13 protein-coding genes and 1 pseudogene are annotated in these 13,120 nt (G+C 43.5%); 11 read left to right on the plus strand and 3 right to left on the minus strand.

Annotated features, from left to right (window positions below; all coding sequences use genetic code 11):
* From ACEQ1T_RS19370 to ACEQ1T_RS19390, 5 genes and pseudogenes are all read left to right on the plus strand, one after another.
* A pseudogene (locus ACEQ1T_RS19370) lies at positions 1 to 422 on the plus strand (peptidase M6); the annotation flags it as partial.
* A gap of 164 nt (positions 423 to 586) precedes the next feature.
* Entirely contained in the window at positions 587 to 1,711 is a 1,125-nt protein-coding gene (locus ACEQ1T_RS19375; protein WP_206841850.1) for a DEAD/DEAH box helicase, read from the plus strand.
* Between the two features lie 127 nt (positions 1,712 to 1,838).
* The gene (locus ACEQ1T_RS19380) at positions 1,839 to 3,320 is read left to right on the plus strand and encodes an amidase family protein (protein ID WP_370224325.1); all 1,482 of its coding nucleotides are present in this window, start codon (positions 1,839 to 1,841) and stop codon (positions 3,318 to 3,320) included.
* A gap of 58 nt (positions 3,321 to 3,378) precedes the next feature.
* Positions 3,379 to 3,513, plus strand: coding sequence for a hypothetical protein (locus ACEQ1T_RS19385; protein WP_019382593.1), 135 nt, complete (start codon positions 3,379 to 3,381; stop codon positions 3,511 to 3,513).
* A 38-nt stretch (positions 3,514 to 3,551) separates the two neighbouring features.
* A complete protein-coding gene (locus ACEQ1T_RS19390) occupies positions 3,552 to 3,722 on the plus strand; it encodes a hypothetical protein (protein WP_206841853.1) in 171 nt (56 codons plus the stop codon).
* A 191-nt stretch (positions 3,723 to 3,913) separates the two neighbouring features.
* Here ACEQ1T_RS19390 and ACEQ1T_RS19395 read toward each other — a convergent pair whose 3' ends face one another.
* The gene (locus ACEQ1T_RS19395) at positions 3,914 to 5,440 is read right to left on the minus strand and encodes an FAD-dependent oxidoreductase (protein ID WP_370224321.1); all 1,527 of its coding nucleotides are present in this window, start codon (positions 5,438 to 5,440) and stop codon (positions 3,914 to 3,916) included.
* Between the two features lie 212 nt (positions 5,441 to 5,652).
* Between ACEQ1T_RS19395 and ACEQ1T_RS19400 the strand changes: the two genes are divergently transcribed.
* The 5 genes from ACEQ1T_RS19400 to ACEQ1T_RS19420 all read left to right on the plus strand — a co-directional run bounded on the left by ACEQ1T_RS19400 (position 5,653) and on the right by ACEQ1T_RS19420 (position 11,097).
* Positions 5,653 to 5,886 carry a hypothetical protein gene (locus tag ACEQ1T_RS19400; protein ID WP_206841858.1) on the plus strand — a complete coding sequence of 78 codons (234 nt, stop codon included), beginning with the start codon at positions 5,653 to 5,655 and terminating at the stop codon, positions 5,884 to 5,886.
* Between the two features lie 56 nt (positions 5,887 to 5,942).
* The gene (locus ACEQ1T_RS19405) at positions 5,943 to 7,064 is read left to right on the plus strand and encodes a GerAB/ArcD/ProY family transporter (RefSeq protein WP_206841861.1); all 1,122 of its coding nucleotides are present in this window, start codon (positions 5,943 to 5,945) and stop codon (positions 7,062 to 7,064) included.
* A complete protein-coding gene (locus ACEQ1T_RS19410; protein ID WP_370224322.1) occupies positions 7,061 to 8,650 on the plus strand; it encodes a spore germination protein in 1,590 nt (529 codons plus the stop codon). The genes ACEQ1T_RS19405 and ACEQ1T_RS19410 overlap by 4 nt, the downstream gene beginning before the upstream one ends.
* Positions 8,647 to 9,840: a Ger(x)C family spore germination protein gene (locus tag ACEQ1T_RS19415; protein WP_370224323.1), complete on the plus strand. Its 1,194-nt coding sequence runs from the start codon at positions 8,647 to 8,649 to the stop codon at positions 9,838 to 9,840. The genes ACEQ1T_RS19410 and ACEQ1T_RS19415 overlap by 4 nt, the downstream gene beginning before the upstream one ends.
* 123 nt (positions 9,841 to 9,963) lie before the next feature.
* Complete coding sequence (locus ACEQ1T_RS19420; RefSeq protein WP_206841882.1) at positions 9,964 to 11,097, plus strand: PLP-dependent aspartate aminotransferase family protein; 1,134 nt, start codon at positions 9,964 to 9,966, stop codon at positions 11,095 to 11,097.
* 6 nt (positions 11,098 to 11,103) lie between these two features.
* Here ACEQ1T_RS19420 and ACEQ1T_RS19425 read toward each other — a convergent pair whose 3' ends face one another.
* Positions 11,104 to 11,517, minus strand: coding sequence for a hypothetical protein (locus tag ACEQ1T_RS19425; RefSeq protein WP_244671245.1), 414 nt, complete (start codon positions 11,515 to 11,517; stop codon positions 11,104 to 11,106).
* A gap of 248 nt (positions 11,518 to 11,765) precedes the next feature.
* Here ACEQ1T_RS19425 and ACEQ1T_RS19430 point away from each other — a divergent pair, with 248 nt between their 5' ends.
* Positions 11,766 to 12,575 (plus strand): Fpg/Nei family DNA glycosylase, encoded by an 810-nt coding sequence (locus ACEQ1T_RS19430; RefSeq protein WP_206841884.1) that lies wholly within the window; start codon positions 11,766 to 11,768, stop codon positions 12,573 to 12,575.
* 33 nt (positions 12,576 to 12,608) lie between these two features.
* Here ACEQ1T_RS19430 and ACEQ1T_RS19435 read toward each other — a convergent pair whose 3' ends face one another.
* Positions 12,609 to 12,752: a hypothetical protein gene (locus ACEQ1T_RS19435; protein ID WP_019382584.1), complete on the minus strand. Its 144-nt coding sequence runs from the start codon at positions 12,750 to 12,752 to the stop codon at positions 12,609 to 12,611.
* Positions 12,753 to 13,120: the final 368 nt, after the last annotated feature.

A 13,120-nucleotide genomic window follows, 5' to 3' on the forward strand; every position in this document is an offset into this window, starting at 1 on the left:
CGCTCTTCCGATCTGTTAAATACAACACTGGTTTAGTTGTTTGGTATGCCGATGACAGCCACACAGACAACTGGGTTGGCGTTCATCCTGGGGAAGGTTTCCTTGGAGTGGTGGATTCACATCCGGAAGCCATTACCGGTCTGTTAGACGGCAAAGAAACAGTATCTCAAAGCACAAGATATCAGATTGCAGATGCTGCGTTCTCCCTGGACAAAGCACCAGCATGGGAAGTAAGCTCGCCAACCCGCGGTGATTATGACTACCCTGGTTTAAAGGGAATTTCTGTTTTTGATGATTCAAAAACATATATTAACAGTCTTATTCCTGATGCAGGACGCATCGTTCCGGAACATGGCCTGAAATTCCAAGTGATTGGTGAAGCGAAGGATAACTCTGCTGGAGCCGTATGGATTCACAAATAAGCTTTAAAGGTGCGAATGCCAGCAATGGCTTCGCGCCTTTTTCTGTTGAGGGTGGACAACTCCCAGCCTATAAGCTAGTATCATTACCGATACTAGTTTTTTCCGATTTTCGGCTATACTAATAAATATCTGATTACACTCGAAAAAGTTAAAAGGAGTAACATATGACACAATCTTTTATTGACAATATGAAGCCATTTATCCAGGAGGCATGGAAAAAGTCTGCATTTGCACAGCCGACGACCGTTCAGGCAGAGGCGGTTCCACAGGCTTTGGAAGGCAGGGATATTATTGCCGAGTCACCGACCGGAACAGGCAAGACACTTGCGTATTTGCTGCCGGCCCTTGAGAAAATTGACCCGGATAAACAGGCGGTACAGGCCGTTATTTTAGCCTCTTCACAGGAGCTTGTGATGCAAATCTTAAGTGAGATCCAAAAATGGGCTGAGGGCAGCGGGATTAAAGCTGCTTCTTTTATCGGCGGAGCCAATGTGAAAAGGCAGCTTGAGAAATTGAAGAAGCACCCGCACATCGCTTTAGGAACGCCAGGCCGGGTGCTGGAGCTGATTAAACAGAAAAAGCTGAAAATGCATGAAGTAAAAACTGTTGTCCTTGATGAAGGAGATCAGCTTCTCGTGCCTGAACATGCTCAGACTGTGCAAAATATTGTTAAATCTACACTTAAAGAACGCCAGGTCCTATTATTCTCAGCGACACTGCCGCCGGTTGTTGAACAGCTTGCGAAAGAGCTTACAGCTGATGCTGAAGTGATTCGTGTTGAGAAAGATGAAACCATTCAGGCTGCAGGTGTGGACCATATTTATTTTGTGGCAGAAGCGAGGGACAAAATTAAAATGCTTGAAAAAATCTCAAGGCTCGAGGACATAAAAGCATTGGTATTCGTTAAGGATATCGGCAACCTGACCGTTATGGCCGAAAAGCTTGATTTTAAAAATATCTCTTCAAGCACCCTGCACAGTGATCTGAGCAAATTCGACAGACAGAAAGCAATCAAGAACTTCCGCACCGGCAAAACCAATATGCTGATTGCTACAGATGTTGCGGCAAGAGGGCTGGACATCAAAGGAGTCTCCCATGTTGTCCATTTCGACTTCCCGAAAGATGTTAATCAATATGTTCATCGCTCAGGAAGAACAGGAAGATTCGGCGCAAGCGGAACCGTTATCTCCCTTGTTACTGAAAGAGAAGAGCGCGAACTTAAGAAAATGGGCAAAGAACTGGGCCTCAATGCAGAAAAGAAGGTAATGCGAGGCGGCCAAATCGTATAATGATCAAACAGCCAGGCACCCATATCAGTTGGTGCCTGGCATTCTTTTTATAAAAAGGAATTTCTCCTTTTCTAAGCGAATTAGTATGTGGAGCTTTATTTAACTAAAGAATAAGGGGAAATCGATGATGGAGAATCCAATGCTAAAGAGCTTTCATGATAACGATCTGCTTGAAGCGACGATAGATGAATTGCAGGAAAAAATGCAGGTTGGGGAAATTTCCTCCAAAGAACTTGTATTGATGTACATGAACCGGATTGGACATCTGGATAAAAAGATCCATTCTGTTTTAGAACTCAATCCGGATGCATTGCATATAGCAGCGTCTCTGGATGCGGAAAGAAAAGAACAGGGTGCGCGCGGCCCTCTTCACGGCATTCCCATATTGATAAAGGATAATATTGATACAGGGGACAAAATGCATACAACTGCAGGTTCACTCGCTTTGAAGGATCATTGTGCACAAAAGGATTCATTTGTGGCGTCTCAATTAAGACAAGCGGGAGCCGTTATTTTAGGAAAAACAAATATGACAGAATGGGCCAATTTTATGACGGAAGGGATGCCAAGCGGATACAGCTCACGGGGCGGACAAACCTTGAATCCATATGGAACGGGAAAATTTGATGTGGGAGGTTCGAGCGCAGGATCCGGTGCAGCCATCGCCGCTAATTTTGCGGCCGCAGCCATTGGAACGGAGACATCAGGTTCCATTTTAAGTCCAGCCAGCCAGAATTCTCTCGTTGGAATTAAGCCGACAGTCGGACTTGTCAGCCGAACCGGCATTATTCCAATTGCCCATAGTCAGGATACTGCCGGACCGATGGCGAGAACGGTTAAGGATGCCGCTTTATTATTGAACGTGCTTGCAGTACCTGACGAAAATGACCCGATTACCCTGACAAATAAAGATCTGCAGGGCATGGATTTTACCGTTTTCCTTGATGAAGCCGGATTACAAGGGGCGCGAATCGGCATTGCCAGGGAGACTTATTTTGACTACCTAAGTTCAGAGAAGCTCTCAGTCATGAATAAGGCGGTAAACGATTTAAAAGAGCTGGGTGCAGAGGTGCTGGACGGGGTAGTGATTCCTTCCGCCAAAGGAGAGTGGAGCTATGATGTCCTGACATATGAATTTAAAGCTGATTTGAATGCCTACCTGCGAACGGTGGCACAGCACCTTAATATTCACTCACTGTCCGATGTCATTGATTTTAATGAAAATCATAGCGGAAAATGCTTAAAATATGGCCAAACCATCCTGATTGAATCAGAGGAAACAAGCGGAAACCTGACGGAAATGGCCTATATATCTGCACTTGAGAAGGATATTTATTTTTCAGGTGAGAAGGGCATTGATTACGTAATGAAAGAGCATCATCTCGATGCCATCGTGTTCCCGAATAATTATGGTGCAGGCATCCCTGCAAAAGCGGGATATCCATCCATCACAGTGCAGGCCGGATATACCCCGGAAGGCGAGCCGGTGGGCATCACATTTACAGGACTTGCTTACAGTGAACCTCTTCTCATCAAACTGGCTTATGCCTTTGAACAGGCCACTAAGCATAGGAAAGCTCCAGAAATTGAACTCCCGGCATCAGAATAACTGTTCCTTTATTGACTCATACTACTCCTGATAAAACAAAAAAGGAGCAGATGATAATATGGGCAGAACCAAACGCGGCAACGGCAATGCACAGCGCAATAACAATAAACACAGACCACAACGCACAAGCGAAGAGCTTGTTGAATTTACAACCGGAAGCAAAGAAAAGAAAGAAAACAACGTGCAGGACTGATGAACCAAATCCTCCTTTTTAGAAGGGGGATTTTTTTGTTGCTGGAGAAAAATGAACTATGCCGCAATAAAACGGTTTATCCGAAAATAAAAATGAGCTATCTGCAAGTAAAATCCAGCTATCCGGAAGTAAAAGCAGGCTATCCAGCATTTCAAAAACTAGAATGCAGCCATATTTTCAACGCAGAATACTATCCGCACATAAAATGAGCTATACGCACAGAATAAATTTTATCCGCACATAAATTTAAGCTATACGCACAGAAAAAATTCTATCCGCACATAAATCGGTACTAGCTCCATTACTGGCAAGTAAATCCTCGCAAAGTGCATAAAAAAGACAGTTTTCCCTTTGAAGACTGTCTTTTTTTACATTTCAATTAAAAAAACGTATTAATGCCTTATTCTTCAACTTTCTTCAGAGGCTTGGCAGCAGGACCTTCAACGACTGTTCCGTCATAGGAGAAGCGGGAGCCGTGGCACGGGCAGTCCCAGGTGCGGTCGCCGTGGTTCCATTCACATTCACATCCCATGTGAGTACAGGTTGTATCCACAAGATGGAGACTGCCTTCAGGATCCCTGTATGCACCTGTCCGTTTGCCATTGATCATCACGACGCCGCCTTGATCATGGGACAGATCTGCCGTTTCTTTAGGCACGAATTCAAGCTTCCCTTTGATCAGCTGGCCGGCTACATCTGTATTGGCTGCAATAAACTTTTTAATGCTTGGGTCAGCCTGGAATCTGGATGGCGTAAACAGCTCGGCATAAGGGTTGTCCATTTCCATAATCTGATCTTTTATCAGCATGGCGGCTGCAGTCCCGTTTGTCATTCCCCATTTCCGGTAGCCGGTTGCGACAAAGATATTCTTCTGTTTGGACGTAATTGGGCCGATATACGGGACTTTATCAAGCGTATATAAATCCTGGGCAGACCAGCGATAAGGATAATCGGTTATGCCGAGCACCTCTTCCGCAAAGACTTCAAGGGCTTCGTAATGCTTCATCGTATCCGGTCCATGGCCCGTCTTGTGGCTGTCGCCGCTCACTAAAATGAGTTTGTCTCCGTTATAGGGTGTGTACCTCAGTGAGCGGGTAGGTGAATCGGCACTGTAATACATGCCTCCAGGAAAATCCTCTTTGGTTTTTACGCCAAGGACATAAGATCTTTCCGGAGATAATCTGGCAAAATAAAAACCTTTCATATCCGCAAAAGGGAAGTGGGAAGCAGCAATGACATATTTGCATTTCAGGCGATGGCCTTCTCTTGTCACGACATCAGGCAGACTGCCTTCTTCAATGTCTGCAGCTGTTGTATTTTCATAAACAATACCGCCTAAATCCACAAAATCTTTAAGAAGCTTTTTCAGGTATTTCAGCGGATGAAACTGGGCTTGATCAAACATGGAGAGCACCGCTGTTGTTTTGATGTAAAAAGGAATGCTCTCTTTCATTCCGCTTGGAATTCCGAGTTTTTCATAGGCTTGCCGCTCTTTTTCAACTTTTCGGGCATACTCTTCTGAAACAGCATATATGATTGCTTCTTCGTTGCTGAAATCACAATCAATTTGTTTTTCTGATACAATGTTCCGTACAAAATCTATAGCATCTGCTGAAGCCTGATAATAGAGTTTGGTTTTTTCCTCGCCAAAATGACTGATCAATTCATCATAAATTAATCCATGCTGTGCTGTTAATTTTGCTGTCGTATGTCCGGTAGTACCGTTTAATATATTGCCGGCTTCAAGAATAGCCACTTTATAGCCTTCTTTGGCAAGAAGGTAACCCGCCGTAATGCCTGTGATGCCGCCACCTACAATGGCAATTTCCGTTTGAGCATCTTCTCTGAGCTTGTCGAAGGCCGGAAGTTCCTCCTCCCTCCAATAAGGCTCTGGATATTGGGGCGTTTTGTGGTTGGATGTCGTCATACCCTGTCCTCCTGTAACGTTATATTCGTCCATAATTTTTCCTGCAAACCCTATTCCTATACAAATTCTCCTTCTCTAACCATACCCATTAAATTGTTAATTAATCAGGGGGAATGATAAATCAGGTTCTCAACTGTTTTTTTTATCAATTCTGGATAAAATGTGCAGGCCGAGAAAAGATATACAGTATCGAATGTTAATGGGGTACAGTCATGATTACATTAAGCTATCTGAGCATATTTCTGCTATTGACTATATTAGCTGCACTTTTTGATATGAAAATATTTGATTATACGATATGGGAAGCTTTGAGGAATTTACTGTTTACGGAGATTGCCACTGGAAGAATGATCATTATTGTTTCTGTACTTATTGGATTGCTTTCAAGTGCAGTCATTGATTTTCGTCTTTTTAAAGCGAAGAAAAAATCAGGGGCATCCAGGTAAAGGAATCGCTGGGACATGCTAACTGAACGTACATTTTAAAAGGGATTGGTGATGGAATGTTAAAAGAGAATATATCTCTCAGCCAGCTGCTGACATTGTTGATCAATTTCCTTTTAGGAAGCGCCATTGTTGTCGGAGTAGGCGGGGATGCCAAGAAAGATGCCTGGATTGCAATCGCAGCCGCCATAATGATCGGGTTTGGAATCATGCTATTCTATTATTTCTTAATCAGCCGGGTGCCTGGAAAAAATTTATTCGAGATGATGGAGTTTGGCTTTAAAAGGCCGCTTGCAATCATTTTTTCTATTATATACGTGGTTTACTTTCTGTATCTGGCCTGCAGGGTGGTCCGTGATTTTGGCGAATTGATTGCTTCGGCCATTCTGCCATCGACACCAATAGAAATCATCTCGCTGACCATCTGTCTGCTGATGTCTTATATTTTGTATCTCGGTCTTGAAGTCCTGGGGAGAACTTCGGAAATTTTCACTCCTTATTTATTCGGATTTTTGTTTCTTCTAACCATCCTGCTATTTGCAAGCGGCAATGCCAATCTACATGAGATTAAGCCTGTGCTTGGGGATGGGCTTCGGCCAGTTTTGAATGCGCTTTTTCCAACTTTAATCGTGTTCCCTTTTGGCGAGCTCATTGCATTTACACTCATTCTACCGGTTGTAACCAACTTTAAATATTGTTTGCGTGTTTCATTGATGGGAGTGGGAATAGCAGGTGCACTTTTATTATTTGCGATGTTTCTGATGATTGTCACACTTGGAGCTGATGCTTTGCAGCGTTCCAATTTTCCTATGCTCAGTTCTGCACGCGAAGTCTCAATCGGCAATTTTATTGAAAGAATAGATGCACTCGTTGTTTTTATTATGATGCTGGGGATTTTGGTCAAGGGTTCGGTGTTCATGTTTGCTGGATTGAAAGGCCTTGAGTACACCTTCCGGCTTCCTTACCGGTATTTTTCCTTGCCGGTAGCCATGATTGTTTCATCTTTTTCTATATTAATATCAGTAAATTTCGGTGATCATTGGCAGGAGGGGCTTGAGTTGGTCCCATACTTCCTGCACTTGCCATTGCAGTTTGGACTGCCATCACTTCTGCTGATCGCAGTTTTGTGGAAGCGGCGAAAGAAAAAGGCTAAACCCGGTGTGAAGGGGATGAAGTTTTGAGTATTCTTAAATCACTTTTAAAAATGCGCCAAAAGAAAGAATATCCTGTTCAGCCTGCGGAAGCTGCGGACACTGGCCCAGATCTTAAAAGCATGAGTCTGGAACAGCTGAAAAAAAGAATAAATGCAGAGTTCGGCAGCACGGTTGATTTAAGCATGGATGAGCTGAAAACAGAAGGAAAAGATGCTTTACTCATCTATCTTACAACAATGATTGATACAAAATTATTAAAAGAAACGATCCTGCAATCGCTCAGCGGGAAGGAGGATGGAATTGAATTAACAACGGAGGACGATTTGAAATCGCTATGCAAAGAGAAATTCGGAGGGGCAGGTTACCAGCTGGTTAAGTCATTCGATGATATCATTACTGCACTCCTTTATGGCAACATCATTATTATTTTTAAAGATATGGAAAAAGCGCTTTCCCTTTCCATGGCCTCAGGTGAAGACCGTTCCATTACAGAGCCAAGCACCCAGACGGTTATTAGGGGGCCAAAGGATGGTTTTGTGGAATCGATATCAACAAATGTTAGTCTGCTGAGGAGAAGAATTAAAAACAGAAAGCTTCGTTTTGAAAAATTTATTATTGGATCTGAGACTAATACTTCTGTATACATCGGGTACATGGAAGGCATATCAAATGAGAAGATCGTCCAGGAAGTCCGCAAAAGGCTTGGCCAAATCAAAGTGAACGCCATTTTTGAATCTGGAAATATTGAAGAGCTGATTGCAGACAAATCAGCTACACCCTTTCCGCTGGCGCTGAATACAGAAAGGCCAGATGCGGTGGCATCCAATTTGCTTGAAGGGAAAATTGCCATCCTTGTTGACGGGACTCCTTTTGTGCTGGTAGTTCCGGCTGTTCTGGTTGATTTCTTTTCCATTGCAGAAGATTATTATCAAAACTTCATGATGGGAAGCTTTTTAAGAATGATCAGGTATTTATCGTTTATGATTGCCTTGATTACGCCATCCTTATATGTCGGGATTTTAACCTTTCATCATGAACTTCTGCCGACACCCCTGCTTCTCGGTATCATCGCACAGCGGGAGGGAGTGCCATTTCCGGCAGTCATTGAAGTGCTATTGATGGAAGTTACCTTTGAGATTCTGCGTGAAGCCGGTGTCCGGATGCCTCGTGCTGTCGGGCAGACAGTATCAATTGTAGGCGCTCTCGTAATCGGACAGGCTGCAGCTGAAGCAGGGATTATATCAAATATAATGGTCATCATTGTCGCCATTACAGCCATCGCCAATTTTGTATCACCCACTTATAGTTTTGCTGCTGCAGCAAGGCTGTTAAGATTCCTGCTGATCATTGTGTCGGCTTTTCTGGGCCTTTATGGCGTCCTGATTGTTCTTGTTTTTATTGTCGCCCATCTAAGCTCTCTCAGATCCTTTGGCGTTCCTTATCTTTCACCTGTTGCTCCATTTATCATTGAGCAGCAGAAAGATGTCTTTTTCCGGTTCCCGATTTGGAGTATGTGGAAGCGGCCAGCTTACCTAAAAACACAGAATCCTGAAAAGTTTTCAAAGACCGGGTCGCCTTCTCCTCCTCCAATGGAAGGAGAGCAGTCCAATTGAGAAATTATGGTGTGGTGTTTGCCGTTATTTTGACTGCTATACTGCTCTCTGGATGCTGGGATCAGAGAGAGCTGGGCGAAATAACCGTTGTGACAGGAATGGCTGTGGATAAGGGCGAGGATGAAAAGTATACTCTGACTGTAGAAGGCATAAATGCAACAGAATTGAATAACCGCACTGCCAGCGGAAATGCGCCATCCATTGTTTATTCTGCTGAAGGAAACTCTCTGGCAGAACTGACTTATAGAGTGAATGAAGGGATTTCCAGGCATTTGATCTATTCCCACATGCGCACTTTGATTATTGGAGAAGAACTTGCAAAAGAAGGGATTATTGATTTTATTGATTTTCTGGAGAGAAACCGGGAAATCCGGGATGATTTTAATATTTTGATTGCAAGAGGGGGAAAGGGATCTGATGTATTAAAAGTGACGTATCAATTTCAGAAATCTACTTCTTTAAAATTGCACACTCAGCTGGACACCATGATGAAGGATTGGGGCGGAGATCCAGGCGTGAGGATGAATGATGTCATTACAGCATGGACCGCTCCGGGACGTCAGCCTGTAATGGCTGCTGTCAGGATCAAGGGTGACCCGGAAGCTGGCGCCAGCGCGGAAAATATGATGAAGGTCACCCCGGATGCGCTTGTCGTCCTGGACTCACTGGCTATATTCAAAGGTGATAAGCTGGAAGGATTTCTGACACTGGAGGATTCAAGAAATTACTTATGGCTTCAGAATAAGATCAAAAAAACATCCATTACAGTCAAATGCAGTGAAAACCGGTATATTGGGCTTAGAATATATGATACAAGGACAAAGATTAAAGGAAAACTCGAAAATGGAAAAGCAAAGATTAATATAAAAATCAGAGCTGAGGCGTATATTGACGGGACTCATTGCAACGATCAGTTTGATAAAGCAAGGACTTATAAAGAAAGTGCAGAAACTGCCCAAAAACAGATTAATGAGATGGTCACAAAAACGATTGAGAAGGTTCAGCAGGAATATGGTACCGATATTTTTGGTTTTGGTGAAGTTGTGCTGAGACAGGATTATCAGAATTTCAAAAAAGTCCAGAAAAACTGGGATGAAAAATTTAGTGATGCTGATATAAATGTAGACACAACTTTAATCATTCGGCGAACAGGCATCAGGACTAAAAGCTTTTTGAAGGAAGTAAAGTAGAGATCCTTTCCTTCATTGACGCATAAAAGCTGTATTGATATAATTTTTCTATAATTCAGCTAATTATTGCATTAAAGGTCTGGGCATTGTCCAGCCCTTATTTCTTTTAAAGGGGAAAGCCAAATGAATTTCGAAACTTCTGTTCTGCACAAGAAAAGTAAGAGCAACCGCAAAATTCAAAGCAAAGTAACGCCGATCTATCAAACTTCAGCCTTCTCATTCAATGATCTGGATGAGCTCGAGGGATTTTATCAGGGAAACGGCAATTATCTATATTCCCGGGTCGGAAATCCAAATACGGATGAGCTTGGTGAATTAATTGCCAGCCTGGAAGGAGCACCAGCCGGGACGGCTGCCTCATCCGGTTTATCTGCCATTCTGGCGGGAGTGCTTGCTGTGGTCAAAAGCGGCGACCATATTGTGGCAGCGGATGACCTGTACGGCGGAAGCTTCCAATTAATCAAAGAAGAGCTGACACAGCTCGGTATAGAAGTAACCGTTGTTCCTTTCTCTGATGCTTCACAAGTGGAGGAAGCCATACAGGAGAATACAAAACTTCTTTATTCTGAATCCATCACAAATCCTCTATTGCGGGTGGAAAACCTTGAGGAAGTCGTCCGCCTGGCAAAGAAGCATAATCTCGTTACCCTGATCGATAATACATTTGCCACTCCATATCATTGCCAGCCTTATTTGAAAGGCATTGATTTAGTTGTTCATAGTGCAACGAAGTACATTGGCGGGCATAGCGATATTACAGCAGGTGTCCTGGCTGGAGAAGAAGAGCTGATCGGAAAAGCACGCGGAAAAATTGTTAACCTTGGGGCTAATTTAAGTCCGTTTGAGGCCTGGCTGACTTGCAGGGGAGCGAAAACCCTGGCTCTCAGAATGAAGCAGCAGTCAGCAAATGCCATTAGAGCGGCAAGGGCATTAGAGCAAAATCAAGAAATAAAAAATGTCTATTATCCTTTTCAGCACGGTGAAGAAGGGTTTGGCGCCATTGTGACGATTGAATTGGCTGACAGTGCTGATGTGAATGAGTTTTTTAAAGAGCTGGGGTGGATTAAAATTGTGCCGACACTTGCGGGTGTTGAAACGTCAGTATCCCATCCGCTGACAACATCGCACCGGGCACTGCCCCCTGAAGTATGCAGGGAACTCGGCATTACCAAGCAGGTGGTGCGGATATCCATCGGAATTGAACATGCGGATGATATCATTGCCCAGCTGAATAAGGCTATTATTCAGAGTCTGTGATGACTATTAGATGCTCTCAAGCTGGTCAAACAGCCAAAGCTTCAATAATACCAAAAAGATAATAGTTACGATGAAGTTTTTCAGGCTGAATGTCAACTTGCCATCCTTGTGCAGAACAATGCCCATTGAAACCAAGTACCAGAACCACTTCTTATTGGTCAATCTATTAGGGTTAGAGAATTGTCCGTCCCGTTTCTTTTTATTTTCATGACGGGCCCAGAGAAGTACAACGATAATATCTAGACAAGAGCCAATAGAAATAGCTGTGATCACAAAGGTAGGATGGCTGCCATTTTCCTTCGTTCTCAGCTGTTTTCTTTTCCTGTTTGTGCTTGTGAATCTCGAGTTCTTTTGAAAAAGCAGAAGAAATTTCTGAAGGCTGTTCTTGTAGAAAAGAAGGTTTAAGGGTAACAGCCGCAAAAATTAAACTGCATAATAACGCAAAATAAATGAGAAAAAACATAAAAGTTTGCTTGCTGGAACGGTTCTTTTGCATTTGAAAAACCTCCCTATAACACCATCGTACCATTTTCAATATCAAAATATTGGAAAGTACTGTTACGAAATATCGAACAATTGTAAAAAAATTCAAGGCGCAGTTTTCAGGAATGAAGTGATTCCTTCCATTAAATACTAAGGTAACAGTATTTTAGGAAGGAGCTGACGCCATGCCTGAACTTCCGGAAATGGAAACCTACAAAAGGCTTTTAACGGAGCAGCTGGCCCGTAAAGTCATTACAGATGTAGAGGTGAATCGGGAGAAATCCATCAACGTGCCGCCTGTCCAATTTAAAAGTCAGCTGATTAATACGCAAATATCCGAAATCCACCGAAGGGCTAAACATCTTATTTTTAAGCTGAGCTCCGGTAAAAATCTGTTGCTGCATCTGATGCTTGGCGGCTGGATGTATATTGGCAATGAAACAGACAATCCTGACCGCACCAAACAGATCATTATCTCTTTTGGAGATAAAAAGCTTTACTTTATTGGACTTAGACTTGGCTATCTCCACTTGCTGACAGACACAGAGTTGGAAAAGGAGCTTTCAGATCTGGGACCGGAGCCCTTGGATCAAACATTAGGATTTCCGGCCTTTCGCGAACTGATCGGAAGCAGAAGAGGAATGCTGAAAACGACATTTATCAATCAGCAGTTCCTTTCAGGAATCGGCAACTGCTACAGCGATGAAATCTGTTTTGAAGCGGGCTTGCTGCCTATGAGAAAAGCGGATGAATTGGATGAGGAGGAAATAAAAATCCTTTTTCAATCTATGAAGGGTGTCTTAACCAGGGCCATCCAGTTTGGCGGCTATATGGAAGTGCCTTTGTTTAAAGGAGATGCTAAAACCGGGGGGTATAATAAACAATGCAGAGTATACGATCGAGAAGCAGAGCCATGCCTCCGCTGCGGCAGCCCTATAGTGAAAGAAGAAATTTCTTCCCGGAAAACGTTTTTTTGCGCAAATTGCCAAAACTAAGAAAGAGGCTGCCTTTACTGCAGCCTCTTTTCTCTACTCTTCCGGATCACTCTGAATCCTATCAACTGTCGTGGAATCACTGGAATCCATTGCCCCCTTTAAAAAATGGACAAGCATAAATCCGGCCAGTCCCAATGAAACCATAAAACCGATTGTAATTGCCCACATTAGAGCCATCCTTTAACCTCCCATTTTCATAAGATAGAAAGTATAAATTTTGAACGTCGATAACTGTCTAGCTCCAGCGCCTGCCCCCTCGAGGTCACAAGCATGTCTTGTTGCGGCTCCTAGGGACTCGGGGTCATAAGCCTTTTCCTTTCAGAAGGAAGAACGCCTTCTTACAGGAACCGGCTTATGCCTGTCGTCCCTGGGCAGTCGCCTCCACATTTCGAGCAATCCTCCCGAAAAGACAAAGAATGCCTTTCCGGGAGGCTGGTCTTGTGCTTGAGGCCCCCAGGATGGGGGTCATGCAGACGTTGCCACAGGACGTGGCTCTTTTAGTCTGCGTTCCTTCGTGGGCAAGGCGCTTCCGCTTTTCTGAACCA

Origin of the sequence: Cytobacillus sp., assembly GCF_964223445.1 — a bacterium.
Taxonomy (GTDB): Bacteria; Bacillota; Bacilli; order Bacillales; family Cytobacillaceae; genus Cytobacillus.